We start from the raw sequence: 25,692 nt of genomic DNA on the forward strand, positions 1-25,692 counted from the left end.
TTTCTTATTTTGGATAAAAGACTTTAGTTTATTTTGCCCCCCCCCCCATATATTTATTTGTTTTTGACATAGGATTCCTTATAAGAGATGATTTGGAATAATGTTTTATTAAATATTGTAAAAATAAGTTCCCCAGCCCAAAGGGCTATTTTATAGGGAGCCTTTCGCTAGAGATTCTTTAGCGTATTTTTCGCCAAGTTCAAAAGCTTTTTTATTGAGTTCAACGACTTTTGCAGGCACTTTACTAATCATTGTTTCATAAACTAAGTCGCGCTCTACACATTGAGTTAGTGTTACGGTTACTGCTAGTGCAACCACAGATTGTGTTACAACATTGCCTACCTCATTTTTGGCAATGCTAATAATTGGAATAGGATAGATTTTAAATTTCTTTTTATCCTCTGCATTTGGGGTTACAAGATTTGGCTCTACCACGATGATTGCACCTTCTTTCAAACCACTTTTGAATTGGTCATAGCTGACTTGTGCTGTGGAGAGCATATATTCTACCTCTCCATCGTTAGCATACGGATAAAGGATTTCATCTTTATCTAGTAGAATATCAACTTTTGTTGGTCCTCCACGCACTTGAGAAGTGTAAGTTGCAGCTTTTACTCCATAGCCACCTGTTTTAATCTGTGCTTCTGCTAGAATCTCACCTGCTAGTAAAACACCTTGCCCACCGACACCTGTGAATCGGAGTTGTCTTCTCATTTTGCACCTCCTTTTTTCGCTTGTGCTTTTTCTTGCACTTGTTTGTAAGCTTTGCAATATTCTGTTTTATTTGTGTCGTGGTGGAGGATTCCTGTGGGATACTTTCCTGCTTTTTCCTCTTCACTTAGTTCTTCGTATTTTTTCTTAGAGAGAATACGACTTTCAATCCATTTTAAAGTATCAATTGCTTCACCCATTTTATTTTTTCTACCTAGATTGACGTGGCAGTTACTAAAGATGTCAAAGAAGCTAAAACCTTCATTTGAGAATCCCTCTATTAGAACTTTTTCTAATTTTTTTGGGTCTAAAACAGACTCTCTAGCAACAAAACTAGCACCCGCTGCAGTAGCAAGTTTGCAAGGATCAAATTCTGGATCTACATTTCCATATTGAGCAGTTACAGTCCACATTCCCTTAGGTGTAGTTGGTGAGGTTTGAGAGTTTGTCAATCCATAAATAAAGTTATTGATTAAAACGTAATTAATATCAATATTTCTTCTGCAAGCGTGGATAGTATGGTTACCACCAATGGCTAAACCATCACCATCACCCCCTACTACAATTACCTTTTTGGTAGGATTTGCTAGTTTAATTCCTGTGGCATATGCAAGTGTCCTGCCGTGTGTGGTATGCACAGTGTTGCAATTCACATAAGAAGAGACGCGCCCACTACAACCGATTCCACTGACCAAACAAACATCGTCCATATTCCAGCCCAATTTGTCAATTGCACGAACGATGCATTTTAAAATTACGCCATCACCACAACCCCAACACCAAAGTGTCGGCATTTTATCAACTCTTAAATATTCATCATAATTAAATGCCATTTTATAACTCCTTAATTTTGCTCATAATTTCCATTGGAGAGAGAGGGCGACCATTTGCTTTTGCAAGTAATGCCACTTCTTTTTTCATCGCAAGCTCTATTTCTTTAACATATTGTCCTTTGTTGAGTTCTGCAACCAAGATTTTATTAAATTTTTTGCCTAAATTTGCAAGTTCTTCAACAGGAGATGGCCAAAGAGTAATGGGTCTAAACAAGCCAACTTTTTTCCCTTCTTCCCTTAATCTATCCACCGCTTCTTTTGCACTTCTTGAAGCAGAACCATAGGCAATCAATAGAATTTCAGCATCATCTAATCTGTATTCTTCATAAGTTACGATTTCTTTCTTTTTGCTCAAGATTTTATTAAAAAGTCTGTCAATTAATTTTTGAGAAAGCACGGCATCTTCTGTTGGGAAGCCTGTTGGTCCGTGATGAAGTCCGGTGATGTGATAACGATAACCTTGGAAGAATGGATTAAGAATTGCGGGTTCATTTTGTGGCACATCGTAAGGTTTGTAAGAATTTTTATCTCCATTATAAGTGCGACGATTCACGATAGTTTGTTGTATTTCTTTTAATTCTGGCACAATAGCCTTGCCGTGCATATGTCCTAGTGTTTCATCTAAAAGCAAGAAGACAGGGGTCATAAATTTTTCTGCCAAGTTGAAAGCACGGAAGGTTTCTGTATAAGTTTCTTCTAAGCTACCAGGACATAAAGCAATTGATTGGTAGTCCCCGTGTGTTGGGTGTGCTGCCTGTGCAACATCGCCTTGTGCAACACGAGTTGGAAGTCCAGTAGATGGTCCCCCACGCATAACATTTACAATGACAAGAGGCACTTCAGCCATAAAACTAAGTCCGATTTGTTCAGCTTTTAGTGAAATTCCAGGTCCTGAAGTTGCTGTCATTGATTTTACTCCGCTCATAGACGCACCCAATGCAACAGAGATTCCGGCAATCTCATCTTCCATTTGGATAAAACTTCCATTTTCTCGTGGAAGCAACACACTCATCTCGTGAGCAACTTCACTAGAAGGAGTGATAGGATAACCCCCAAAAAACTTACAGCCCGCATCAATTGCTGCGTGTGCGACTAGCTCATTTCCGCTTGAAATTAATTCTCTACTCACTTCTTGCTCCTTTATAGCACCATATAGCCATTTGCTTTAATAGCTTCAGCTCTTTGTTTTGCTTCATCAGTCAATTTTGCAAATTTAAATTCTTTCCTATCGGCAACTGCAATGGCAAAATCAGGACAATGCAATTCGCAATCTTGACAACCGATACAGCTTTCAGGGTGAAGCACTTCTACCATTTTTCCTAAAACTCTATGTTCGTCTAAACGCATTGCGAGAGTGCCTGTTGGGCAAACAGATACACATAAATCGCACGCTTTACAACGATTTTCATTAACCCAAACGGGTGTATTATCAGGGGCTTTTAATAATCCCATATTGAACTCCTTTATTTTCTAAATTTTAAACCTATTTCGTGTAATTTTGCACTTTGTAAAATTTTAATGTTTGCCTCCTTGAAATAGATTTAGAAAAAATCATTTTTTAACGCTTCAATCAAGCTTTTAACTGATTGAATAGAACGTTCAAATTGTGTTTTTTCTTCTGCATTAAGTTTTAATTCCACGATACGCTCAATTCCGTGGATTCCAAGCTCCACCGGAACACCGCCGACCACATCGTTATAGCCGTATTCACCTTGTAATAATACAGAGCAGGGCAAAATTTTGTGGCTATCACTCATAATGGCTCTAACCATTTCTGCTGCTGCCCTTGCTGGTGCAAAATAAGCTGAACCCTTTTTAAGACAGCTGACAATTTCAGCTCCAGCATTTCTTGTGCGTTGCACAACCTCCTCAATTTCATTTTGATTTAATAATTCAACAAGTGGCACACCATTAACCATAGAGAAACGTGGAAGCGGCACCATATCATCGCCGTGACCACCCATTACAGGTGCCATAATTTGTCCTGGCGCACATTGTAATTTTTCATAAATAAAACTCACCATTCTTGCGCTATCTAAAACGCCAGCCATTCCCATAATTTGTTTTGGATTAAAGCCTGTTTCTTTTAAAGCGGTATAAACCATAGCATCTAGTGGATTGGTAATTAAGACAATAATTGCTTCTGGTGAATTTTCTTTGATATTTTTAGAGACTTCACTAATAACTTTTGCGTTAGCAAAAAGTAAGTCATTACGACTCATACCTGGTAGCCTTGGCGAACCTGCAGCAATGACAATCACATCACAACCTTTTAAGTCTTTAGGTGATGCAATCACACCAAGTTTGGTAAATTTTGTGCTAACACAAGAAGCTTGGAACATATCTAGCAACATTCCTCTTGCGCGGTCTTTGTCTTTATCTTGTAAAACAATTTCATAAGGTGTGGTGGCAGAGAGAATATAGGCTAAAGTAGAGCCTACATTGCCTGCACCAATAATTCCAACTTTTTTAACTCTTTCCATTTTTGTCCTTATAATAATTTTAGATGATTTTAAAAATTATTAATCTTGCGATCGTGATATAAAAAGCAAAGTTTTATTTAACTTTTTGCTTGACTTGTTTATAAAGTATTTTCAAGTATTTCTTCTTAAATTAATCTTATATTTTGAGTTTTTATAGACGCTTTTTCTTATTTTGAAAAATTTTTTAAATGTTCATCATAGTTTTTTGTAAAAGAATGCACACCATTTTTATTTCTCACAAAATAGAGATAATCAACATTTGCGGGAAATATTGCTGCTTGAATTGCCTTAAAGCTTACACTTCCAATAGGTGCTTTTGGGATTCCATCATAACGATAAGTGTTGTAACTAGTTGTATCATTTCGTATCATTTCTGGAGTAACTTTGGTATGAGAATATTTTCCATAATTTAAAGTGCCGTCCATTTGTAAGCGCATTTTTTTTTCTAAACGATTCCTAATCACAGCAGAAACAAGTGGCATTTCCTCCTCATTCGCGGATTCTTTTTGAATAATGGAAGCAATAATGATATATCTAAACCATTGGTTTTGGTCATATTGTCCTAGAAATTTGATTGCCCATTTTTCGTGTTCTTTTAAAGAAGTATTGACTAGGTAATACATCAAATGTGTCTCGCTAATGCCTTTTGGCACTTTATAGGTATTTGCTAAGATAACACCTTCTATCATTGGTGCATAATTTGCATAGGCTAAGTGCAGAGCCTTTTCATCTAAATTTAATTGCTGACTAAGATTTTTAATGAAAAAATATAAAGTCTCACCGGGAATTAAGGTAATTTCTTCTAATGCAGCCTTTGCATTGGCAAGTGCATAGAGGAAGTCCCCTTTACTCAAGCGTGTGTATCCAATATTCAACCAACCACTTTGTGGGTAGCCAAAAAATCTGATGATTTGTTTGTCAATGCTTAAAAGATCAAAATTATTTTTCTTTAAGTATGTTATAATTTCATTTGTCCTACCCTTTGGTATATAAACCACACGGCTAGAGTTCATCGGAATTTGTAAATAAAAACATAAAATAATGAGCAAAATGAAAAAACTATCTACTAAAGCATTAAAAATTACCTTATTTTTTATTTTTTTTCTTGGAATATTCATTGCACTTTATGCCTTTTTATATAATGGAATTAAAATTGAGCGATTCGGGCTAGCCGGAACACAAATTCAGGGATTTTATCTAAGATTAGATAAAAAACTGATTTTAGAAATAAAATCTTTAAACCTTAACAAGATACAAACTACCCCTTCTAATGATTTTAATATCAATACACAGATACGATACGCTAAAGGCATTCATTTGATTTTACAATATTTTCAAAAAATTGATATTCAAAAAATTGATATTCAAGATTATCAAGCCAATCTTTATTACGATGGAGATAATTTCACTCTAAATTTACCAGAATTTTATGCCAAAATCAATCTAAAAGAAGAATCTTCTAAAGTAATGATTCAAATTCAAGATTTATATCTCAAACCTTATGGAATCTATTATCACGGCAAGGGAGAATACGATTTACGTCGCCAAAATATCCAAATAGACGGAAATCTTAGCTTTGTGAATCGTAAAAGCTATTATTCTTATATGCGTCTTAATTTACAGGTTCAAAGCAATCTTAGAAATCTCAATATAAAAGGTTCAAGTGATACCTTTGCAGATATTAAATTCTTGCGGGATTTGCTTCCAAACATTGAAAATAAACTTGTAGAAAGTTGGATTTTTGATAATTATAGCGTGGAAACTGCGCGGATTAATGAATTTTTTATTTCCATTCCATTGAAAAGTAAAAGTATTATTAAAGATTCTCTTGCGTCTTTATATGTATTGGGGGAAGCACACAATGCAGAAGTGATTTTTAATCCTCATCTTCCACCCGCCCACGCAGAATCCGTGAAATTGATTTTTCAAAATAATTCTTTGGAATTTTGTTTGCTCAATCCAACTTATCAAAATCATAGAGCAAATGGTAGTCAAGTGGCTTTAAAAGAAATTACAAGTCAAAATCCGCTTTTACAAGTTTATATTAAATCCAATACCACATTAGATTCCGAGATTTTAAATCTCTTAAAAGCCTATGAAATTACTTTGCCACTTAGTGCAGCAAATGCAAAAATTATGGCAGACTTATATATAGGTGTAGATTTAGATACATTAGATTTAACAACAAAAGGAATTTTTAAATCAAAAGATATTGAAATTCTATTCAATGGTGTTCCATTAGTTTCTGATTCCCTAAATGTTCAATTGGATAATCATCTTGTCAAAGTAGAAACCAAAAATACAAGACACCAAGAATTGCTTAAAACTGATTCTAATTTCATTATTGATACTAAAACAAAATTGATTAGTGGAGATTTGCTTGTGTCTTCACTTTTGCTTTCTAAAGAATCTCCTGAAATCTTGCAAATTAAAAATCAGTCCTTACCCTTTAATGTGAATTTTACACAAAACGAAAAGGTTGTTTTCGCTTTGCCAACATTTGACTTTAACGTAATTCTTGGACAGAATTACGTTTTTAATCTTGAAAAGTTAAGTGCAGTTGTGCCATTTTCTCAAATCTTGCAAGAATACAAGGTTAAAGAGGGGAAAATGCAAATTATCACACAAGATTTTAAAAGCTATTCTGCCAATGTTTCTTTGCATACAGGACAAGAAATTTTGCGACATAAACAAGATAATCAACCCATTGGTGTAATGGATTTGGCTTTTAATTATGCTCCAGAAGGTTTTACTTTGCGAACTAAAGATGATTCTTTTATTTTGCAGAGCAGTGCAGAAGCCAAAAGGGTAAGCTTAAAAAACCTTAGTTTAGGGTTGGATTTGAATAAAATTTCTGCTAATGATTCTAAAGATAAAGCAATACCTATTCTTGTAGAGGGGCAAAATTCTAATTTGTTTATTAAAGAACGCACAATTTTAGCAGATTCTTTTAAAATTACCCTTGTAAATGGAGAGATTAAAGCAAGCTTAAAGCATAAAAATGGACAAGCGGACTTTTATAAACGTGGAGATTCTGTGACTTTTGATTTAAGGGAGTTTGGAGATGAATTTGTCAATACTCTTATTCAGAAAAAAGGCTTTCAGAATGGACGTTTTTTTATGAATGCGAATACAAATGCAAAAGGTGTGTTAGTTGGTAAAATTACCTTTTTAAATGTTTCATTAAATGAGATGAAAGTTTTACAAAATATTATGGCATTTGTGGATACAATTCCTTCCCTTTTGAGCCTTAAATCACCCGGCTTTAATAATCAAGGATATTATGTTGATGAAGGAGTGGTGGAATTTGGTTTAAGTGATGAGTTTTTAGCTATTGAATCTCTTGATTTCAAAGGTTCTTCTATTGATATTAAAGGAAGAGGAATTATGCAATTAGAATCCCAAACACTTAATTTCAACGCAGAATTAATTACCGCAAAATCTTTGAGTGGGATTATTAATAAGATTCCGTTAGTAAATTATATTTTGTTGGGCAAGGATGGCACAATTGCAACAGCCTTTAAGGTTGATGGTACGCTAGAGAATCCGCAAGTGCATACTCAAGCAGCCGAAGATATTTTGTTATCTCCTTTTAATATTTTAAAACGTGTCGTTACTTCACCCTTTGAAATTTTCAACTAAGGATAAAAATGTCAAGTTCAACATCAAAAAAAGATTCTAAACTCTCTAAAGATTCCAAGTTAAAAAAAGCAACCAAGAAAGAGATTGCACAGATTAAAGCGCTTTTTTTAGAGCATTACAAAAACGCTAAGACAGAATTGAATTATCGCAATGATTTTGAACTTTTAATCTCTGTAATGTTGTCAGCCCAATGCACAGACAAACGTGTAAATCTTATCACGCCTGCACTTTTTGATAAATATCCGACACCAAAAGATTTGCAAAATGCTCCCTTAGATGAAATCAAAGAATATATTAAGACTTGTAGTTTTTTTAATAACAAAGCAGAAAATCTAAAAGCAATGGCAAAAGAAATTTGTCAACGGTTTGATGGGCAAGTTCCATTAGAGCGTGAAGCGTTAAAGTCTCTACCAGGAGTTGGGCAAAAAACAGCCAATGTCGTGCTGATAGAATCTAAGGAAGCAAATTTTATCGCGGTAGATACACACGTTTTTCGTGTGTCTCATCGTTTAGGATTGAGTAGTGCTAACACGCCAATAGCCACAGAAAAAGATTTAACAAAAGCCTATCAAGATAATTTAGCAACACTGCATCAAGCAATGGTGCTTTTTGGAAGATACATTTGCAAAGCAATTAACCCCAAATGTCAAGAATGTTTTTTGAATCACTTGTGTAAGAGCAAAACAACTTATCGTTGTTAATTGTTAAGATAGATGAGAAAAGGACTTGCTTTTGCAAAGTTTAGAATCACATCAATTGCGAGATTCTGCATTAATCCTCTAAAATTGTTTCAATGCACAGGCTTGAATATATAAATTCATCGTAAACCAAATGTCCTATATTGTAAGCCATTGCAGCGATTTGCACGCCTGATTTAATGAGAGTTTGTATGCCTCAAACAATGCCTTTGTAATAAGGATTGTGAATTTCTACACCTACGTCATCAATCAGCCCTAGTTTGTCATAGCAAACTCCTTAATTTTTGGTTTATTTTACTAATTATAACAGGCAATGAACAATGAATAGAAAAATTATAGTTGATTTTTAAAGTCTCTAAATTTTATTTATATCCTTTTATAAAGGAAATAAATTACAAAAATATCAAAAAATATTGTCAAAAAATATTGTCAAAAATAAAGAATGTTTAGTATAATCTCGGCTTCCAAAATATACATCAGCGATTAAATGTTAGATGAGTTCTTTGTTAAGGAAAATTAATATGGAAAAAATTAGACTTAAGTTAAAAGCGTATGATCATCGTGTTCTTGATAGGTCAGTTATCTCAATCGTAGAAGCTGTTAAGAGAACCGGTGCAGAGATTCGTGGTCCTATACCGCTTCCAACTAAAAAGAGACGTTATACTGTTTTGAAATCTCCCCATATCAATAAAGATTCAAGAGAGCAATTTGAAATTAGAGTGCATACGAGAATCATTGATATTGTTTCAGCAACTCCAGATACTGTGGATAGTCTGACAAAATTAGATATGGCACCAGAAGTGGATGTAGAAGTTCGTTCAATGGGTAAATGAGAGGGGTATAAATGGAATTTTTAGTAGAAAAAATTGGAATGAGTAGAACCGTTGCTAAGCCAAGTATTCCTGTTACTTTGCTAAAGGTTAAATCTGCAAAAGTTTGTGAAATCCTAGAAAGTGGAAAAGCTCTCATTGCTTATCATCAAGGAAAAGTTACAAATAAATCTATTGTAGGTCAGCAAAAAAAATATAATCTTGGGAAAGAATACAATAAATTTGCAACCCTTGAAGTGAAAAATGCAGAAGTAGGCGATTTAGATTTATCCATTCTAGAAAATGTAAAAAGAGTAAAAGTTTCTTTTAATACAAAAGGACGTGGTTTTAGCGGTGTAATGAAGCGATGGAACTTTCAAGGTGGTCCAGGTGCGCACGGAAGTAGATTCCATCGAGCTCCTGGTTCTATCGGGAATCGTGAGTGGCCAGGTCGTGTTCAACCAGGCAAAAAAATGGCGGGACACTATGGTAATGAAAAAGTAACAGTGCAGAATGAAATTGTTTCTTTTGATAAAGAACATAATGTGCTTGTTTTAAAAGGTTCTGTTCCGGGCTTTAAAGGTGCATTTGGTAAGTTAAAGGTTATAAAATGAGTAAAGCAATTGTTTTAGATAAAGATTTGAAAAAATCTGGTGAAGCACAACTACCAGAATGTTACAAGGGGATTAGTTCGCACAATCTCTATTTATATATTAAATCATTCTTAGCTTCATTGCGTGCAAATAGTGCAATGGCTAAAACTCGTGGTATAGTAAGTGGTGGTGGTAAAAAGCCGTGGAGTCAAAAAGGCGGTGGTAGAGCAAGAGCTGGAAGCATTACTTCACCTGTTTTTGTAGGTGGTGGTGTCGCACACGGACCAAGCAATAATAGAAACTATAATCTAAAGGTAAATAAAAAGCAAAAAAAGCTTGCATTGCAATATGCATTGTTGGAAAAAGCAAATGCAAATAGTTTATTTATCGTAGATAAAATTAAAGTAGAAAGTGGTAAAACAAAAGATGCTTATGCGTTCTTTAAAACAATGAACCAAAGAAACACACTTTTTGTTTCGCAAATTTTTGATGAAAAAACATTTATGGCATTTAGGAATATTAAAGATTGTTATTTAATTGATGGTGCTGAATTAAATGCTTATTTAGTAGCAACATTTAGGTCTGTAGTGATTGAAAAATCGCTTTTTGAATCTATCGCTAAAGAGGGTTGAGATGGCAAGTATTACAGATATTAAATCCATTATGTATACAGAGAAGTCTTTGAAATTGCAAGAACAAAGCGTTCTCGTAGTGCAAACTTCTCCAAAATTAAGTAAAACACAATTAAAAGAAGTGTTTAGAGAATATTTTGGTGTAACACCTTTATCTATTAATTCTTTAAGACAAGAGGGAAAAGTTAAGCGATTTCGTGGTGTTATTGGTAAAAGAAGCAATTTCAAGAAGTTTTATGTCAAACTTCCAGAAGGCGCAAAAATTGAATCATTGGCAGTTTAAGGAGTAAAAAATGGCAATTAAAACTTATAAACCATACACTCCAAGCAGAAGATTTATGAGCAATCTCAGTTCGGAAAATATTACTGCAAAAGCTAGTGTAAGAAAATTATTGGTTAAGCTCCCTGTGCATGCAGGACGAAATAATAATGGTCGAATCACAAGTCGCCATAAAGAAGGTGGAGCAAAAAAACTTTATCGTATCATTGATTTTAAACGTAATAAATATAATGTTGAGGGTAAAGTTAGTGCAATTGAGTATGACCCATATAGAAATTGTAGAATTGCATTAATCAATTATAAAGATGGTGATAGAAGATACATTATTCAACCAAGTGGTTTAAATGTAGGTGATACGATTATTTCTGCAGAAGGAGGATTGGATATTCGTTTAGGCTATGCGATGAAAATTAAGAATATTCCCATTGGAACAGTGGTTCATAACATTGAGATGTATCCTGGTCGCGGTGGACAGCTTGCAAGAAGTGCAGGAGCTAGTGCGCAATTAATGGGTAGGGAAGGCAAATATTCTATTTTGAGAATGCCAAGTGGCGAAATGCGTTATATTCTTGGTGAATGTATGGCAACTATTGGAACAGTTGGTAATGAAGATTTTGCAAATATTTCTATTGGTAAAGCTGGACGGAATCGTTATTTGGGAATTCGTCCTCAGACTAGAGGTGCAGCAATGAACCCAGTGGATCACCCACACGGTGGTGGTGAAGGTAAAACAGGTTCTAGCGGACATCCGGTTTCTCCTTGGGGTATGCCAGCAAAAGGTTATAAAACAAGAAGAAAGAAAGCAAGTGATAAGTTGATTATCTCAAGAAGAAAAAAATAAGGAAAATCAATGGCTAGATCAATAAAAAAAGGTCCTTTTGTTGATGAACATTTAATGAAAAAAGTTTTAAAAGCAAAAGAGACGAAAGACAATAAACCAATTAAAACTTGGTCGCGTAGAAGCACTATTGTGCCTGATATGATTGGATTTACTTTTAATGTGCATAATGGTAGAGCTTTTGTTCCTGTTTATGTAACAGAAAATCATGTTGGTTATAAATTGGGTGAATTTGCTCCTACAAGAACTTTCAAAGGACACAAAGGCAGTGTCCAAAAGAAAATTGGTAAATAAAGGGAATGAAAATGAGTAAAGCATTATTAAGATATATTCGTTTGTCTCCCATAAAAGCAAGGTTGATTGCAAGAGAAGTTCAAGGAATGAATGCTGAATTGGCAATTGCTTCGCTAGAATTTATGCCAAATAAAGCAGCAAAAATAATTTCTAAAGTGATTGCATCAGCGGTTGCAAATGGTGGTTATGAGGCTGAAAATGTAATTGTTTCTTCTTGTAGAGTCGATGCAGGTCCTGTGCTTAGACGCTTTACGCCAAGAGCAAGAGGCAGAGCAACTCCAGTTAGAAAACCTACTTCACATATTTTTGTGGAAGTAGCACAAAAAAGTAAGGATAAGTAATGGGTCAAAAAGTTAATCCGATTGGTCTAAGACTTGGTATTAATAGAAATTGGGAATCAAGATGGTTTCCTTCTTTTACTAGTGCGCCGCAAAATATAGCGGAAGACCACAAAATTAGAAAATTTTTAAAAAAAGAGCTTTATTATGCTGGTGTAAGTGATATTTTAGTTGAACGCACGGCTAAAAAAGTTCGTGTAACAGTTGTTGCAGCTCGTCCGGGTATCATTATAGGTAAAAAAGGTGCAGATGTTGAGAAACTAAAAGAATCTTTGAAGAAAATTGTTGATAAAGATATTTTTATTAACATTAAAGAAGTGAAAAAACCACAGAGTAATGCACAATTATCTGCTGAAAGTGTTGCTACACAGCTTGAAAGACGTGTAGCTTTTAGGCGAGCGATGAAAAAAGTAATGCAAGCTGCGATGAAATCAGGAGCAAAAGGAGTCAAAGTTCGTGTATCTGGTCGTTTAGCAGGAGCTGAAATGGCTAGAACTGAATGGTATATGGAAGGTAGAATTCCACTCCATACCTTAAGGGCAAAAATTGATTATGGTTTTGCAGAGGCTTTGACGACTTATGGTAATATTGGTGTGAAAGTTTGGATTTTTAAAGGTGAAGTGTTGCAAAAAGGAATCCAAGTAGAAAAGCAAAATGAAGAGGGCGAAGAAAAACCAAGTCGTCCAGCAAGAAAAAGAAGGGGGCAATAAACAATGTTAATGCCAAAAAGAACAAAATATAGAAAGCAAATGAAAGGGCGCAATCGCGGTAAAGCATTTCGTGGAACTTCATTGGCATTTGGTGAATTTGGGATTAAAGCAATAGAACATGGCAGAATTGATTCACGTCAAATTGAAGCAGCTCGTATTGCTATGACGCGTGCAACAAAAAGAACAGGAATGGTTTGGATTCGTGTTTTTCCAGATAAACCATTAACTGCTAAACCGCTTGAAACAAGAATGGGTAAAGGTAAAGGCGCTGTGGATAAATGGGTTATGAATATTAAACCTGGTAGAATCATTTATGAGATGGGCAGCGTAGATGAGTCCCTTGCAAGGAGTGCATTAGCTTTAGCTCAAAGTAAGCTCCCTTTTAAAACAAAAATTGTAACAAGAGAGGGTGAAAATGAAATATACTGAGATTGATACAAAAACTATTGAAGAGTTAAATGTTCTTTTGAAAGAGAAAGAGACATCTCTATTTGAATTGAATTTGAAACTAAGAACTATGCAACTTACAAATTCAAGTGAAATAAGGGTTACCAAAAAAGATATTGCAAAGATCAAAACAGCTCTGAATGCTAAAAGGAGGGCGCAAGTATGAGTAGTGTGCAACCGCATAAAAGAGTGATTGTTGGAAAGGTTGTTACAAAAGCTGGTGATAAAAGTGTAACGATTCTAGTAGAAAGACGTGTTATACATCCAAAATATAGGAAAATTGTTAAGAGATTTAAACGCTATATCGTGCATGATGAAAGTAATGGCGTAAAAGTTGGAGATGTAATTGAAGCAATGGAGTGCAAACCAATTTCTAAGAGAAAAGCCTTTGTGCTTCATAAAGTTGTATCTGTAGGAGTTGAATTATGATTCAAAGTTTTACACGATTAAATGTTGCAGATAACAGTGGTGCTAAGGAAGTTATGTGTATTAAAGTTTTGGGTGGAAGCAAAAGACGTTATGCTACCGTAGGTGATGTGATTGTTGCTTCTGTTAAAAAAGCTCTTCCAAGTGGAAAAGTTAAAAAGGGTCAGGTTGTTAAAGCAGTTGTCGTCCGAACTAAAAAGGAATTACATCGTGAGGATGGTGCTTTAATTCGCTTTGATGATAATGCCGCAGTCATTTTAGATAGCAAGAGAGATCCTATAGGAACGCGTATTTTTGGACCTGTTGGAAGAGAAATTCGTTATGCTAATTTTATGAAAATTGTATCATTAGCACCGGAGGTATTATGATGGCGAAGTTTAAAATCAAAAAAGGTGATTTAGTAGAAGTGATTACGGGCGATGATAAAGGTAAAAAGGCTAAGATTTTACAAGTATTACCTAAAACTTCTCAAGTGATTGTGGAGGGTTGTAAAGTTGCAAAGAAGGCTGTAAAACCAACTGATAAGAATCCTAAAGGTGGTTTTGTGGATAAAGAAATGCCAATTCATATTTCAAATGTCAAAAAAGCGGAGGGCTAATCTATGTTTGCTTTAAAAACTGCCTATAAAAATGAAATTAGACCAAAGTTAGCAGAAGAATTGGGAATTAAAAATCCTATGCTCTTGCCAAAATTAGAAAAAATTGTTATTAGTGTTGGTGCAGGTATGCACGCAAAAGACACTAAAATTATGCAAAATATTGCGGATACTATCTCATTGGTTGCTGGACAAAAGGCAGTGATTACTATTGCTAAAAAGTCTGTTGCAGGGTTTAAAATGCGTGAGGGAATGCCAATGGGTGCAAAAGTTACTCTAAGAGGTAATCAGATGTATAACTTTCTTGAAAAACTTATCGTGATTGCACTTCCAAGAGTAAAAGATTTCAGAGGAGTTCCTCGCAATGGATTTGATGGTAGAGGAAATTATAGTTTCGGTGTAAATGAGCAATTAATTTTCCCAGAAGTAGTTTATGATGATATTATGGTAAGTCATGGTATGAATATTACATTTGTAACTTCGGCTGCAAATGACAAAGACGCTTTCAAGTTGCTTGAGCTTTTTGGCTTACCTTTTGCAAAAGGAAGAACCAATGGCTAAAAAATCTATGATTGCAAAGGCAGCAAGAGCGCCCAAGTTTAAAGTTAGAGCTTATACAAGGTGTTCTATCTGTGGAAGACCACACTCTGTTTATAGGGATTTTGGTATTTGTCGTGTTTGTCTTCGTAAAATGGGAAATGAAGGCTTAATACCTGGACTTAGAAAAGCAAGTTGGTAAGGAAAGAAAATGGTAAATGATATTATTGCAGATTCTTTAACAAGAATTAGGAATGCAAGTATGAGACGCTTGGACACTACGAATCTATACTATGCAAAAATTGTAGTATCTATTCTTGAAGTTTTTCAAGCAAAGGGTTTTATTGAGGGCTTTAAAGTCATAGAAAAAGATAAAAAACATTCTATTAATGTAGTTTTAAAATATGATGAAAAAGGGCATACGGTTATTAATGAAATTACAAGGATTTCAAAACCTGGAAGGCGCGTTTATAAAGGTAGGAACGAGTTAAAACGTTTTAAAAATGGTTATGGAACAATTGTTGTAAGCACAAGCAAGGGTGTAATTGCCAACGAAGATGCTTATAAGGCAAATGTGGGTGGTGAAGCCCTTTGCAGTATTTGGTAGGAGTTATGTAATGTCAAGAGTTGGAAAGAAACCTATTAGCATTCCAAGTGATGTTCAAGTGAGCATTGAAGGGAGCAAAATAGTTTTTAAGGGTAGCAAACTTACAAAAGAATTGGAAACCTATCATCGTGTAGGTATTTCATTAAAAGATAGCGAATTAACTTTTTTATTAAATGGTGAAAATGCACAGGCTAAAGCATATTGGGGGACATATAGGGCTTTAGCTAATAATATTGTAGTAGGTTTGACAGAAGGTTTTACAAAGCAGTTAGAAATTAATGGTGTAGGTTACAAAGCGGCGGTAAAAGGTAAAGTTTTAGAACTTATGCTTGGATTTTCCCACCCTATTAACTATGATATACCAGAAGGCGTTGAGATTTCTGTTGATAAAAATCTTGTAACTATTAAAGGTTGTGATAAGCAACAAATTGGACAGATTGCAGCTGAAATTAGAGAGTTTAGACCACCAGAACCTTACAAGGGTAAGGGAGTGAAATATACTGATGAGCGTATTATCCGCAAAGCTGGTAAAACTTCTAAAAAGTAAGGATAAATAATGATAAATAAAATTATTAGAAAAAAAAGAAGTTTGAGATTTAAGAGGAAATTAAGAATCCGCGCAAAAATTTTTGGGTGTGCCACTACTCCTAGGTTAAGTATTTTTCGTTCAAATAGATATTTTTATGCACAGGCTATTGATGATTCCAGAGGCGTAACTTTGGCAAGTGTAGATGGTAAAAAGATGGGCTTAAAAAATAATAAAGAAGATGTGAAAAAAATTGCGGTTGCGTTAGCAGATAATCTTAAAAAATCAAATATTAACAAAGTGCTTTTTGATAGAAATGGTTATTTGTATCATGGTGTTGTCGCAAGCTTTGCTGATTCTCTTCGTGAGAATGGAATCAATTTGTAGGGGATAATATGGAAATTAATAGAGAAGAGTTTGAAGAATATGTTGTGAATATTGGACGCGTAACTAAAGTAGTTAAAGGAGGTCGTAGATTCCGTTTTAATGCTTTGGTGGTTGTGGGCAACAAGGCTGGTTTGGTTGGGTTTGGTCTTGGTAAAGCCAAAGAAGTGCCAGATGCAATCAAAAAAGCAATTGATGATGCATTTAAAAACATTATTAAAGTGAATATTAAAGGTACAACAATTGCACACGATGTTCAGGAAAAATATAATTCTAGTGTTGTTTTATTGAAACCGGCTAGTGAAGGAACAGGCGTTATTGCAGGTGGTTCTGTTCGTCCGGTGTTAGAAAAAGCAGGAATTAAGGATATTTTAACAAAGTCATTAGGTTCAAATAATCCTTATAACGTTGTGCGTGCTACTATTGAAGCCCTTGCTAAAGTTAAAGCATAAGGAGAAGTCTATGGCATTAGAAAATTTAACACCCGCAAAGGGTAGTGTAAAAAAAATTAAAAGGATAGGAAGAGGACAAGGAAGTGGTATGGGTAAAACCTCAACAAGAGGCGGTAAAGGGCAAACTGCAAGAACAGGCTCCAAACAAAAAAGAGGTTTTGAAGGTGGGCAGCAACCTTTACAAAGACGTCTCCCAAAAGTTGGTTTTACAAGTCGCGTAACAAAACCTTATGTGATTAATATTGAATCTATCAAGGCAATTGCAAGTTTGAATGAAATTACTTTTGAAACAATTCAATCAGTTCATAAATTTTCAAGTCATATAAGTAAAATCAAATTAATTGGTACAGATGCTAAAAGCCTTGTATCAAAAATCAAAGATGAAAGAATTACAACAAGTGGACAAAAATAATGAACAAAACAATTGTCAATAAGATTCTTATTACTTTAGGCTTTCTTTTGGCTTATCGTATATTGGCTTATGTTCCTGTTCCTGGCGTTGATACCACCGTAATTAAAGCTTTTTTTGATAATAATGCTTCCAATGCTTTAGGCTTATTCAATATGTTTAGCGGTAATGCCGTAGAACGGCTTAGTATTATTTCGCTTGGAATTATGCCCTATATCACTGCTTCTATCATTATGGAACTCCTTGCTTCAACTTTTCCCAATCTTGGCAAAATGAAAAAAGAACGTGATGGAATGCAAAAATATATGCAAATTATTCGTTATACAACGGTTGTAATCACATTAATTCAAGCCATAGGAGTTTCTATTGGATTAAAAAGCTTAGGCACAGGTGTTAATGGAGCAATTATGATTGATATGAATATCTTTATTGCTATTTCTGCATTCTCTATGTTATGTGGTACAATGCTCTTAATGTGGATTGGAGAGCAAATTACACAAAGAGGTATTGGCAATGGAATTAGCTTGATTATCTTTGGAGGAATTGTTTCTGGGATTCCAAGTGCAATTGCAGGCACCTTTAATCTTGTTAATACAAATCAGATTAGTTGGCTGGTATTGTTATTTATTGCAGTGGTTATTGTTGCAACAGTCCTTAGTATTATTTTTATAGAATTGGGCGAACGTAGAATCCCTATTTCCTATTCTCGCAAGGTGGTGATGCAAAATCAAGATAAACGGATTATGAATTATATTCCAATCAAGATGAATCTAAGCGGAGTAATTCCTCCCATCTTTGCATCCGCGCTTTTAATGTTTCCAAGCACAATTTTACAAAGTTCTTCTAATAGTGTAATTATGCAAATTGCAGATTTTTTAAATCCTAATGGTTATTTGTATAATGTGTTAATGTTTTTCTTGGTTGTATTTTTTGCTTATTTTTATGCCTCTATTGTGTTTAATGCAAAAGACATTTCAGAGAATCTTAAACGTCAAGGTGGATTCATACCTGGAATTCGTCCAGGTGAAGGCACAGCAAATTTTTTAACTGAAGTTGCTAATAAATTAACTTTTTGGGGTGCTTTATATTTGGCAGTTATTGCAACTTTGCCTTGGGTGTTAGTGAAAGCCTCAGGCGTGCCATTTTATTTTGGTGGAACTGCAGTATTAATTGTTGTGCAAGTAGCAGTAGATACAATGCGTAAGATTGAAGCCCAAATTTATATGAATAAATATAAAACGCTTAGTGCAGTAGGGTTGTAATGTCAATTGCAATCAGAAAACCTGCTGAAATTCAAGCTCTAAAAGCTGCGAATAAGATTGTAGGTAGGACATTAAACCACTTGAAAAGTCAGATTAAGCCCGGTATCACTCTTAAAGAATTAGACCAAATAGGTGAAGAGATGATTTGTTCTTGTGGAGCAACTCCTTCTTTTAAAGGGCTTTATGGTTTTAGTGGCTCGGTTTGCACATCTGTAAATGAAGTGATTATTCACGGAATCCCAAATGATTATAAATTGCAAGAGGGTGACATTGTAGGGCTTGATATTGGGGTGCAACTTAATGGCTGGTATGGTGATGCAGCTATTACCTGCGGTGTGGGTAATATCTCGCAAGCAGATCAGCGGTTGATTGCGTGTTCTAAGGATACTTTATATTTTGCAATTCAACAGATTAAAGTTGGTATGCACTTTAAAGAACTAAGTGCATTAATAGAGCAATTTATTTTGGATTATGGTTATGTCCCTTTACGTGGTTTTTGTGGTCATGGAATCGGGAAAAAGCCGCATGAAGAGCCAGAGATTCCAAATTATTTGGAAGGTAAAAAAGCCAAGCAAGGCGACAAAATTAAAGAAGGAATGGTCTTTTGCATTGAACCAATGATTTGTCAAAAAGAAGGTGAGCCTGTTATCTTGGAAGATGATTGGAGTGTCGTTTCAGTTGATGGATTGAGAGGGAGTCATTATGAGCATACGGTTGCTATTGTGAAGGGCAAGGCTGAAATTTTGTCTTTAGAATAAGAGAATTAAAAAGGAAGATAAAGTGGCAAAAGATGATGTAATTGAAGTAGATGGGATTGTGAAAGAAGCTTTACCAAATGCAACCTTTCGTGTAGAGCTTGAAAATGGACATGTGATTTTATGTCATATAGCAGGGCGTATGCGAATGCACTATATTAAAATTTTACAAGGCGATAAAGTAAAATTAGAACTAACGCCTTATAGTCTAGATAAAGGTAGAATAACTTTTAGGTATAAGTAGATTTTAATAAGGTTTTAAATATAATCTGCGATTTATTGCAAATTATATTTAAATCTATCATTTTAGATATTTAGTTTCAACAGCAATCATAGTCGTTTAGGTGATTTGGATAGCCTTTGAGGACTATAAACTCAATGCCTATTAAGATAGGAAGTGATAAATTATTTAAAGCATTCCAAAAGCAATAGTTTAGATATTTTTCTAAATTTAATGTAGAGTATTTACAAGGTATTCGCCTTAGGAAGTTAGGAGTAAGCTATGAAAGTTAGACCTTCTGTCAAAAAAATGTGTGACAAATGTAAGGTTATTAAAAGAAAAGGCGTGATTCGAGTAATTTGCGAGAATCCAAAACATAAACAAAGACAAGGATAGAAAAGGAAAAATAATGGCGAGAATTGCTGGTGTTGATTTACCCAAAAAAAAGAGAATTGAATATGCCTTAACCTATATTTATGGTATTGGTTTAAAGACATCAAGAAATATTTTAAATGCTGTCAATATTTCTTATGACAAGAGGGTTCAAGACCTTGGTGAAGATGAAATTTCTTCTATTGCAAAAGAAATTCAAATTCATCATATCGTAGAGGGTGATTTGCGCAAAAAAGTTACAATGGACATTAAGGCTCTTATGGATTTAGGTAATTATCGCGGTCTTAGACATCGTAAAGGCTTACCTGTTCGTGGTCAAACAACAAAAAATAATGCAAGAACACGTAAAGGTAAGCGAAAAACTGTTGGTAGCGCATCAAAATAGGGAGTAAATAATGGCTAAAAGAAATGTAAATAAAAAAAGGATTGTGAAAAAGAATATTGCAAGAGGGATTATTCATATCTCTGCAGCTTTTAACAATACAAGCGTAACAATCACCGATGAAATGGGCAATGTCATTTGCTGGAGTACAGCAGGTGCATTGGGGTTTAAGGGAAGTAAAAAATCAACCCCTTATGCAGCACAACAAGCAGTTGAAGATGCGGTTTCTAAGGCAAAAGAACACGGAATCAAAGAATTGGGAGTGAAAATTCAAGGTCCAGGTAGTGGTAGAGAAACTGCAGTGAAAAGTTTGGGAAGTATTGAGGGCATTAAAGTTTTATGGTTTAAAGATGTTACACCATTGCCTCACAATGGCTGCCGAGCACCTAAAAGAAGAAGAGTGTAAGGAGAAGTAATGGCTAGATACAGAGGTCCTGTTGAAAAAATTGAAAGAAGATTTGGTGTTAGTCTTGCTTTAAAAGGTGAGCGAAGATTAGCGGGGAAGAGTGCATTAGATAAGCGTCCTTATGGTCCCGGACAACACGGACAAAGAAGAGGCAAAATTTCAGAATATGGGATTCAGCTTCGTGAAAAGCAAAAAGCAAGAATGATGTATGGAATCTCTGAAAAACAATTTCGTTCAATTTTCATTGAAGCAAATCGTTTAGAAGGAAATACAGGGGAAAATCTTGTAAAATTAATTGAAAGAAGACTGGATAATGTCGTTTATAGAATGGGATTTGCTACTACTAGGCGTTTTGCAAGACAACTTGTGGTGCATGGACATATTTTAGTAGATGGCAAGAAACTAGATATTCCTTCTGCTCTTGTTGGAGTAGGACAAAAAGTAGAGATTTGTGAGAAGTCCAAAAAAAATCCACAAATTCAAAGAGCTATTGAATTAACAAAGCAAACTGGGATTGTGCCGTGGGTAGATGTAGATCAAGATAAAGTGTTTGGAATATTTACACGCTTACCAGAGAGAGAAGAAGTAGTTATTCCAATTGAAGAAAGGCTCATTGTTGAGTTATATTCTAAATAATTTGTAGGAAGGTGTTAGTATGAAAAGTATTAAAACTTCTCCGCATATTCCAACAAAAATTGAAGTGAAAGAAATCACTACAAATAGGATTCAAATCGTTGCATATCCTTTTGAATCTGGATATGCTATCACTTTAGCGCATCCTTTGCGCAGATTATTGCTTGGAAGTTCTGTTGGGTTTGCTCCCATTGCATTAAGGATTATTGGTGTAGCACACGAGTTTGATTCCGTGCGTGGTATGGTAGAAGATGTATCGCATTTTATTGTTAATCTTAAAACGATTCGTTTTAAAGGTAAAGATGAAAGTGAAAGTATCAGTGTAGATTATAAATTTACAGGTCCAAAAGTTCTTACAGGTGCTGATTTAACAAACGATATTGTAGAAGTTGTTACGCCAAATGTCCATTTAGCGACTATTAATGAAGATGCAGTATTGAATTTTTCTATCGTAATTTGTAGAGGGATTGGCTATGTGCCAAGCGAAAAAATAAGAAATCAAGTTCCAGATGGTTTTATGCCATTGGATTCTTATTTTACTCCTGTTACTAATGTAACCTATAATACTGAAAATATGCTTGTAGAAGATGATCCCAACTATGAGAAAGTAATTTTTGATATTCAAACAGATGGACAAGTTGCACCATTAACAGCTTTTAAAAATGCTCTAAGCGTTATGCACAAGCAAATGGCTATTTTCAATACAGAATTAAATATTGAAGTGCCAGAAATTAATAATGGAGATGAAGATTGTCCGGAAATTAAGATATTATCACAAACAATTGATGGCTTAAATTTTAGTGCGCGTTGTTTTAATTGTTTGGATAGGTTTGGCATTAAATATTTAGGCGAAATTGTGCTTCTTAGCGAAGAACAAATTAAAAATATTAAAAATTTAGGCAAAAAATCTTTAGATGAAATTACTGTGAAATTAGAAGAATTAGGTTATCCTATTGGTAAAGAAATTCCTGAAGATTTAATTGCATTGCTTAAGAAAAAATTTTCCAACTAAAGGATAATAAATGAGACATAGACACGGATATAGAAAGTTAGGAAGAACAAGTTCTCATAGGAAAGCCTTGCTAAAAAATCTTTCCATTGCTTTAATTGCAAGTGAGAAAATTGAGACTACCCTTCCAAAAGCAAAAGAATTGCAAAGTTATTTTGAAAAACTAATTACAAAAGCAAGAAAAGGTGATTCTATGGCACATCGCCTAGTCTTTTCTCATTTGCAACATAAAGATTCTGTGAAGAAAATAGTTAAAGAAATTGCACCAAAATATATTAATAAAAATGGTGGCTACACAAGAATCATCAAAACAAGAGTAAGAGTTGGTGATGCTGCTCCTATGGCAATCGTAGAACTTGCATAGCTTAGATTGTGCATTGGTGCTTTTGGGATGAATTCTCCCCTAAGCACAAAATGCTAATATTGTATCTCACAACAATACTTGCACAATAGTGCGGAAACTTGATTTTTTCCCCTTTATTTTTATCTTCAAATGCAGATATAGTCTATATGATTCTATTTAAGGAGTAAGTAATGGCAGTGCAAATAGGCGATATTTATGTTTCACAAGCGGCGTATGACTATGTGAAAAGCCAAAAGTTTGGCGATATAAAAGGAGTGCAAAAGGATTCTAGTGATTCTACTTCCAATGCACTTTTAGGTGAGATTGTAGTTAAATATTCAAACCTTAACTTTAATTCCAATGAGCAAAAAGGCTTGAATAATCTTAGTATTGCTCCAAATATTTTAAAAGAAGTGGCAGATGACCCCAAAGTGTGTGAGAAATATGAAGCATTGATTTATGATATAAATGAAGTTGCCAAGAATCCTATTAAAAAAGGCTTATTTGGTGGCGAAATTGAAGCAAGTGGATTTGTGATTAATGCCGATGGGAGCGTAAGCAGTTGGGCTGTTAGTCGCTCTAAGGGTGAATCTAGCGAGAAAAGCTACATAGAAAAAATGTTAGAAGAGCTAGAAAAAATTCGCAAAGAACGCGAGGAAAGAGAGGAGAGGCAAGAGGATTTTTCAGTAAATTTCACACTAAATATGAAAGCTTAAAATTTTAAAATATAGAATTGCATTACACTCGCTATATCATTCAAATGCAAGTGTTGCAATCCATAATTTTGCAAATTAAAGACATTTGCTACTCGTCCTTACGAGGTAATGCCAAAAGCAATCCTTAATTAAAATCTCACTTTGTAAGATTTTATTATAAAGTTTTATTTATGCAATATTATAGATTGGTTCGCTCGTAAGGACAGCAGAAAGTTGTCTTTATGTTATGCCTTTGGGCGGAATGCCTTGATAACCTTTTCATCAGTTTCTAAGTAGATTGCACCAATTAAATCAAGACAGTAAGGGATCGCAGGAAAAACAGCCTGCAAACATTCGCGAATAGATTTTGGTTTGCCAGGAAGATTAATAATAAGGCTTTTATTACGAATCCCTGCACTTTGACGTGAGAGAATAGCAGTTGGCACATATTTTAAGCTCACTTGACGCATAAGCTCTCCAAATCCTGGAAGCATTTTTTGGCATACCGCTTCAGTAGCTTCGGGTGTTACATCACGTGGTGCTGGTCCTGTGCCACCTGTGGTGATAATTAAATCGCATTGTTCTTTGTCCGTCAATTCTATTAAGTTGTATTGAATATCTTCTAAATCATCTCCAATGACACGGTAGATACATTCAAAGTCCGTGATTAAATATTGCTTTAAAGTTTCTTGAATTGCTTTGCCTGAAATATCTTCATAAATCCCAGCACTTGCTCTATCAGATAAAGTTAAAATACCTATTTTTGCTTTTTTATTATTTGTTTTCATATTCTAAAGTTCCTTTATATTTGCATTAATCCATTCTAAGATTTGTTGCGCATTATTTAAATCTAAGATAGGGAGTTTATAGGAGTTGAGCAATTCCTTTTTGAGAGTAGGGTCTATTGCAATCGCCTGAATGTAGGGTAAAAACCGCTCATCAAAGTAATCTCTGGCGACACAGATTCTAGGTAGGGATAGCTCTTTTAATCCTTCTACAAACAAATAGTCATATTCTTCAAAGTAATCAATGAGAGAATCTATGCTTAAATTTTTATGAAATCTTAAGGTCGTCTGTGTTGCGCCACGTATTGCTATATCAGCTCCTGTTTGAAAAAACCTTGCGGAATCTTTGCCGGGAGTGTCCAAAGTCGCTTTGTCTTTTGGGTCGTGCTTAATAATACTTACGCGTTTATTTGGAAAATTTATCTTTAAATACAGAGTTAATTTCTCTATTAATGTAGTTTTTCCACTATTGGAATTTCCTGTGAATGCAATGGCTCTCATTTTAGCTTAGGATTCCACTATGTGGTAGTTTATAGCTACGCTCTCTTGCATAGATTCTTTGTCCATTTTTTAAATCATATTTCCAAATTGGCGCACGATGCTTGAAGTCTTCAATAAAATCCTCAAATAGTTCTAAAGTCTCACGTCTTTGTGAGCTAAAGATTCCTGCCATATACGAGCTTTGGTGGTTTAAAACATCGCCTTTGGAATGCGCCATTTTGAGTAAAACCTCACTTTCAAGGGCTTTTTTTGCCCATTTTAAAAACCAAAGCTCTAGTAGCGGAGGATAAATATCAAAACTCAAGCCCTCACAACCATTCTCGGAGCGCACGATTCCTGTAAAAATTGCATTAGCACCCAAATTAGCTTGGGAGCTAAAATTAATCCAATTTTTGTAGATTGTAGTGGTATCTAGTGCACCTTCAAAAATTTCTAATCCATCAATGTCCGTTTGCATTTATCCACCACAAACCGGAGGCAATAGCGCAATCTTATCACCATTTTTAATTGGTGTATCCAATGAAGTAATAATTTCATTGTTTAAGGCAATAGCGCAATCTTTTAGCCAATCTTTTAGCTCTGGAATTGCTTGTAGTTCTTGCTTTAATGTATAAAAATCTTTGGCTTGACTTTGAAAGGTTTTATTGCCAAGTGGTCCTAAAAATTCAATTTCTATCATTTTTTACCTTGCCTTAGAGTAAATCAATACGTTCTTCTTGTATCTTGTAAGGAGCTGTTTGATTGGGATTATTGGGAACTACCTCATCTCTTGGATAGAATTTTCCAGGATTTGGTCCGCTAGACTTTACACTTGGAGTTTTATTGACAGATAGAATCTTGCCTGTCTTGCCATCTACGAAAAACATAGAATCTTGTGGATATTTTTTCATTTCTTGTTGTAATGTTTCATCAAAAGGTGTAAGTGGAGGGACTTTAACGACAACTTTTGGTTCAACAGGAGGTTTAGTGGCTTGCACAAAATTATCAGCATTCATAGAAGTGATGCAAAAAGTTGCGAGCAGAAGTTTAAAAATAGATTTCATAAATTTTCCTTAAAAATTTAA

43 protein-coding genes are annotated in these 25,692 nt (G+C 34.7%); 32 read left to right on the top strand and 11 right to left on the bottom strand.

The features are described from left to right. Positions 1-150 precede the first annotated feature (150 nt). The 6 genes from Q0Y61_RS00005 to mltG form a co-directional block, all read right to left on the bottom strand. The gene (locus tag Q0Y61_RS00005) at positions 151-714 is read right to left on the bottom strand and encodes a 2-oxoacid:acceptor oxidoreductase family protein (RefSeq protein WP_297809449.1); all 564 of its coding nucleotides are present in this window, start codon (positions 712-714) and stop codon (positions 151-153) included. Next, positions 711-1,544 carry a 2-oxoglutarate ferredoxin oxidoreductase subunit beta gene (locus Q0Y61_RS00010; RefSeq protein WP_297809451.1) on the bottom strand — a complete coding sequence of 278 codons (834 nt, stop codon included), beginning with the start codon at positions 1,542-1,544 and terminating at the stop codon, positions 711-713. The genes Q0Y61_RS00005 and Q0Y61_RS00010 overlap by 4 nt, the downstream gene beginning before the upstream one ends. Position 1,545: 1 nt before the next feature. Next, positions 1,546-2,673 carry a 2-oxoglutarate synthase subunit alpha gene (locus Q0Y61_RS00015; RefSeq protein WP_297809453.1) on the bottom strand — a complete coding sequence of 376 codons (1,128 nt, stop codon included), beginning with the start codon at positions 2,671-2,673 and terminating at the stop codon, positions 1,546-1,548. Positions 2,674-2,684: 11 nt separating this feature from the next. After that, positions 2,685-2,996, bottom strand: coding sequence for a 4Fe-4S binding protein (locus tag Q0Y61_RS00020; RefSeq protein ID WP_297809455.1), 312 nt, complete (start codon positions 2,994-2,996; stop codon positions 2,685-2,687). 89 nt (positions 2,997-3,085) lie between these two features. Then, on the bottom strand, positions 3,086-4,027 hold the full coding sequence (locus Q0Y61_RS00025; RefSeq protein WP_297809457.1) for a malate dehydrogenase: 942 nt from the start codon (positions 4,025-4,027) through the stop codon (positions 3,086-3,088). A gap of 167 nt (positions 4,028-4,194) precedes the next feature. Beyond that, complete coding sequence (gene mltG, locus Q0Y61_RS00030) at positions 4,195-5,145, bottom strand: endolytic transglycosylase MltG (RefSeq protein ID WP_297809459.1); 951 nt, start codon at positions 5,143-5,145, stop codon at positions 4,195-4,197. Here mltG and Q0Y61_RS00035 point away from each other — a divergent pair. The 32 genes from Q0Y61_RS00035 to Q0Y61_RS00190 all read left to right on the top strand — a co-directional run bounded on the left by Q0Y61_RS00035 (position 5,078) and on the right by Q0Y61_RS00190 (position 23,363). Further along, positions 5,078-7,669 carry an AsmA-like C-terminal domain-containing protein gene (locus Q0Y61_RS00035; protein WP_297809461.1) on the top strand — a complete coding sequence of 864 codons (2,592 nt, stop codon included), beginning with the start codon at positions 5,078-5,080 and terminating at the stop codon, positions 7,667-7,669. The two genes, mltG and Q0Y61_RS00035, sit on opposite strands and share 68 nt — an antisense overlap. A gap of 8 nt (positions 7,670-7,677) precedes the next feature. Further along, positions 7,678-8,370, top strand: a complete 693-nt coding sequence (nth, locus tag Q0Y61_RS00040; protein WP_297809463.1) for an endonuclease III — start codon at positions 7,678-7,680, stop codon at positions 8,368-8,370. Positions 8,371-8,888: 518 nt separating this feature from the next. Next, on the top strand, positions 8,889-9,200 hold the full coding sequence (gene rpsJ / locus Q0Y61_RS00045; protein ID WP_297809465.1) for a 30S ribosomal protein S10: 312 nt from the start codon (positions 8,889-8,891) through the stop codon (positions 9,198-9,200). 11 nt (positions 9,201-9,211) lie between these two features. Continuing rightward, a complete protein-coding gene (gene rplC, locus Q0Y61_RS00050; RefSeq protein ID WP_297809467.1) occupies positions 9,212-9,790 on the top strand; it encodes a 50S ribosomal protein L3 in 579 nt (192 codons plus the stop codon). Next, positions 9,787-10,401 (top strand): 50S ribosomal protein L4, encoded by a 615-nt coding sequence (gene rplD, locus Q0Y61_RS00055; protein WP_297809469.1) that lies wholly within the window; start codon positions 9,787-9,789, stop codon positions 10,399-10,401. Before rplC ends, rplD begins: the two co-directional genes overlap by 4 nt. A 1-nt stretch (position 10,402) precedes the next feature. Then, positions 10,403-10,684 (top strand): 50S ribosomal protein L23, encoded by a 282-nt coding sequence (locus Q0Y61_RS00060; RefSeq protein WP_297809472.1) that lies wholly within the window; start codon positions 10,403-10,405, stop codon positions 10,682-10,684. A gap of 10 nt (positions 10,685-10,694) precedes the next feature. Then, a complete protein-coding gene (gene rplB / locus Q0Y61_RS00065; RefSeq protein WP_297809474.1) occupies positions 10,695-11,522 on the top strand; it encodes a 50S ribosomal protein L2 in 828 nt (275 codons plus the stop codon). A gap of 9 nt (positions 11,523-11,531) precedes the next feature. After that, positions 11,532-11,813: a 30S ribosomal protein S19 gene (rpsS, locus tag Q0Y61_RS00070; protein ID WP_297679869.1), complete on the top strand. Its 282-nt coding sequence runs from the start codon at positions 11,532-11,534 to the stop codon at positions 11,811-11,813. 11 nt (positions 11,814-11,824) lie between these two features. Further along, positions 11,825-12,154, top strand: coding sequence for a 50S ribosomal protein L22 (gene rplV / locus Q0Y61_RS00075; protein ID WP_297809476.1), 330 nt, complete (start codon positions 11,825-11,827; stop codon positions 12,152-12,154). Beyond that, on the top strand, positions 12,154-12,861 hold the full coding sequence (gene rpsC / locus Q0Y61_RS00080) for a 30S ribosomal protein S3 (RefSeq protein WP_297809479.1): 708 nt from the start codon (positions 12,154-12,156) through the stop codon (positions 12,859-12,861). The genes rplV and rpsC overlap by 1 nt, the downstream gene beginning before the upstream one ends. A gap of 3 nt (positions 12,862-12,864) precedes the next feature. After that, positions 12,865-13,290, top strand: coding sequence for a 50S ribosomal protein L16 (gene rplP, locus Q0Y61_RS00085; protein WP_026943272.1), 426 nt, complete (start codon positions 12,865-12,867; stop codon positions 13,288-13,290). Beyond that, entirely contained in the window at positions 13,277-13,474 is a 198-nt protein-coding gene (rpmC, locus tag Q0Y61_RS00090; protein ID WP_297809482.1) for a 50S ribosomal protein L29, read from the top strand. The genes rplP and rpmC overlap by 14 nt, the downstream gene beginning before the upstream one ends. Next, a complete protein-coding gene (gene rpsQ / locus Q0Y61_RS00095; protein ID WP_297809484.1) occupies positions 13,471-13,737 on the top strand; it encodes a 30S ribosomal protein S17 in 267 nt (88 codons plus the stop codon). Before rpmC ends, rpsQ begins: the two co-directional genes overlap by 4 nt. Then, positions 13,734-14,102 carry a 50S ribosomal protein L14 gene (gene rplN, locus Q0Y61_RS00100; protein WP_026943275.1) on the top strand — a complete coding sequence of 123 codons (369 nt, stop codon included), beginning with the start codon at positions 13,734-13,736 and terminating at the stop codon, positions 14,100-14,102. The genes rpsQ and rplN overlap by 4 nt, the downstream gene beginning before the upstream one ends. Then, positions 14,102-14,332, top strand: a complete 231-nt coding sequence (gene rplX, locus Q0Y61_RS00105; protein ID WP_297809487.1) for a 50S ribosomal protein L24 — start codon at positions 14,102-14,104, stop codon at positions 14,330-14,332. The genes rplN and rplX overlap by 1 nt, the downstream gene beginning before the upstream one ends. 3 nt (positions 14,333-14,335) lie before the next feature. Beyond that, a complete protein-coding gene (gene rplE / locus Q0Y61_RS00110; RefSeq protein ID WP_297809489.1) occupies positions 14,336-14,890 on the top strand; it encodes a 50S ribosomal protein L5 in 555 nt (184 codons plus the stop codon). Next, the gene (locus Q0Y61_RS00115) at positions 14,883-15,068 is read left to right on the top strand and encodes a type Z 30S ribosomal protein S14 (RefSeq protein ID WP_115551083.1); all 186 of its coding nucleotides are present in this window, start codon (positions 14,883-14,885) and stop codon (positions 15,066-15,068) included. Before rplE ends, Q0Y61_RS00115 begins: the two co-directional genes overlap by 8 nt. Positions 15,069-15,077: 9 nt before the next feature. Further along, positions 15,078-15,473 (top strand): 30S ribosomal protein S8, encoded by a 396-nt coding sequence (gene rpsH / locus Q0Y61_RS00120; RefSeq protein WP_297809492.1) that lies wholly within the window; start codon positions 15,078-15,080, stop codon positions 15,471-15,473. A gap of 10 nt (positions 15,474-15,483) precedes the next feature. Continuing rightward, positions 15,484-16,020 carry a 50S ribosomal protein L6 gene (gene rplF, locus Q0Y61_RS00125; protein ID WP_297809494.1) on the top strand — a complete coding sequence of 179 codons (537 nt, stop codon included), beginning with the start codon at positions 15,484-15,486 and terminating at the stop codon, positions 16,018-16,020. Positions 16,021-16,029: 9 nt separating this feature from the next. Next, the gene (gene rplR, locus Q0Y61_RS00130; protein ID WP_297809496.1) at positions 16,030-16,386 is read left to right on the top strand and encodes a 50S ribosomal protein L18; all 357 of its coding nucleotides are present in this window, start codon (positions 16,030-16,032) and stop codon (positions 16,384-16,386) included. 8 nt (positions 16,387-16,394) lie between these two features. Continuing rightward, the gene (gene rpsE / locus Q0Y61_RS00135) at positions 16,395-16,835 is read left to right on the top strand and encodes a 30S ribosomal protein S5 (RefSeq protein ID WP_297809498.1); all 441 of its coding nucleotides are present in this window, start codon (positions 16,395-16,397) and stop codon (positions 16,833-16,835) included. A 10-nt stretch (positions 16,836-16,845) separates the two neighbouring features. Next, positions 16,846-17,247: a 50S ribosomal protein L15 gene (gene rplO / locus Q0Y61_RS00140; protein ID WP_297809501.1), complete on the top strand. Its 402-nt coding sequence runs from the start codon at positions 16,846-16,848 to the stop codon at positions 17,245-17,247. Continuing rightward, on the top strand, positions 17,247-18,506 hold the full coding sequence (secY, locus tag Q0Y61_RS00145; protein ID WP_297809503.1) for a preprotein translocase subunit SecY: 1,260 nt from the start codon (positions 17,247-17,249) through the stop codon (positions 18,504-18,506). Before rplO ends, secY begins: the two co-directional genes overlap by 1 nt. Next, entirely contained in the window at positions 18,506-19,264 is a 759-nt protein-coding gene (gene map, locus Q0Y61_RS00150) for a type I methionyl aminopeptidase (RefSeq protein ID WP_297809505.1), read from the top strand. Before secY ends, map begins: the two co-directional genes overlap by 1 nt. A gap of 22 nt (positions 19,265-19,286) precedes the next feature. After that, a complete protein-coding gene (infA, locus tag Q0Y61_RS00155) occupies positions 19,287-19,505 on the top strand; it encodes a translation initiation factor IF-1 (protein WP_297809507.1) in 219 nt (72 codons plus the stop codon). Between the two features lie 258 nt (positions 19,506-19,763). Next, on the top strand, positions 19,764-19,877 hold the full coding sequence (rpmJ, locus tag Q0Y61_RS00160; RefSeq protein ID WP_005022299.1) for a 50S ribosomal protein L36: 114 nt from the start codon (positions 19,764-19,766) through the stop codon (positions 19,875-19,877). A gap of 13 nt (positions 19,878-19,890) precedes the next feature. Continuing rightward, a complete protein-coding gene (gene rpsM / locus Q0Y61_RS00165; RefSeq protein WP_297809509.1) occupies positions 19,891-20,259 on the top strand; it encodes a 30S ribosomal protein S13 in 369 nt (122 codons plus the stop codon). 10 nt (positions 20,260-20,269) lie between these two features. Further along, the gene (gene rpsK / locus Q0Y61_RS00170) at positions 20,270-20,662 is read left to right on the top strand and encodes a 30S ribosomal protein S11 (RefSeq protein ID WP_297809512.1); all 393 of its coding nucleotides are present in this window, start codon (positions 20,270-20,272) and stop codon (positions 20,660-20,662) included. A 9-nt stretch (positions 20,663-20,671) separates the two neighbouring features. Continuing rightward, positions 20,672-21,298 carry a 30S ribosomal protein S4 gene (gene rpsD / locus Q0Y61_RS00175; protein ID WP_297809514.1) on the top strand — a complete coding sequence of 209 codons (627 nt, stop codon included), beginning with the start codon at positions 20,672-20,674 and terminating at the stop codon, positions 21,296-21,298. Positions 21,299-21,317: 19 nt separating this feature from the next. Next, the gene (locus Q0Y61_RS00180) at positions 21,318-22,307 is read left to right on the top strand and encodes a DNA-directed RNA polymerase subunit alpha (RefSeq protein WP_297809516.1); all 990 of its coding nucleotides are present in this window, start codon (positions 21,318-21,320) and stop codon (positions 22,305-22,307) included. A 10-nt stretch (positions 22,308-22,317) separates the two neighbouring features. Beyond that, the gene (gene rplQ, locus Q0Y61_RS00185) at positions 22,318-22,668 is read left to right on the top strand and encodes a 50S ribosomal protein L17 (RefSeq protein ID WP_297809518.1); all 351 of its coding nucleotides are present in this window, start codon (positions 22,318-22,320) and stop codon (positions 22,666-22,668) included. Positions 22,669-22,838: 170 nt separating this feature from the next. Beyond that, positions 22,839-23,363, top strand: coding sequence for a DUF6033 family protein (locus Q0Y61_RS00190; RefSeq protein ID WP_297809520.1), 525 nt, complete (start codon positions 22,839-22,841; stop codon positions 23,361-23,363). A 224-nt stretch (positions 23,364-23,587) separates the two neighbouring features. Here Q0Y61_RS00190 and mog read toward each other — a convergent pair whose 3' ends face one another. From mog to Q0Y61_RS00215, 5 genes are read right to left on the bottom strand one after another with little or no spacing between them, the layout of a single operon-like run. Beyond that, positions 23,588-24,130, bottom strand: a complete 543-nt coding sequence (mog, locus tag Q0Y61_RS00195; RefSeq protein WP_297809522.1) for a molybdopterin adenylyltransferase — start codon at positions 24,128-24,130, stop codon at positions 23,588-23,590. Positions 24,131-24,133: 3 nt separating this feature from the next. After that, entirely contained in the window at positions 24,134-24,628 is a 495-nt protein-coding gene (mobB, locus tag Q0Y61_RS00200) for a molybdopterin-guanine dinucleotide biosynthesis protein B (RefSeq protein WP_297809524.1), read from the bottom strand. Position 24,629: 1 nt separating this feature from the next. Further along, positions 24,630-25,085, bottom strand: coding sequence for a molybdenum cofactor biosynthesis protein MoaE (locus tag Q0Y61_RS00205; protein ID WP_297809526.1), 456 nt, complete (start codon positions 25,083-25,085; stop codon positions 24,630-24,632). Further along, positions 25,086-25,307, bottom strand: a complete 222-nt coding sequence (locus Q0Y61_RS00210; protein ID WP_297809528.1) for a MoaD/ThiS family protein — start codon at positions 25,305-25,307, stop codon at positions 25,086-25,088. It abuts the gene before it with no gap. 13 nt (positions 25,308-25,320) lie between these two features. Then, the gene (locus Q0Y61_RS00215; RefSeq protein ID WP_297809530.1) at positions 25,321-25,671 is read right to left on the bottom strand and encodes a hypothetical protein; all 351 of its coding nucleotides are present in this window, start codon (positions 25,669-25,671) and stop codon (positions 25,321-25,323) included. Between the last annotated feature and the right edge of the window lie 21 nt (positions 25,672-25,692).

It is taken from the genome of uncultured Helicobacter sp., assembly GCF_947367035.1.
Classification (GTDB): Bacteria; Campylobacterota; Campylobacteria; order Campylobacterales; family Helicobacteraceae; genus Helicobacter_D.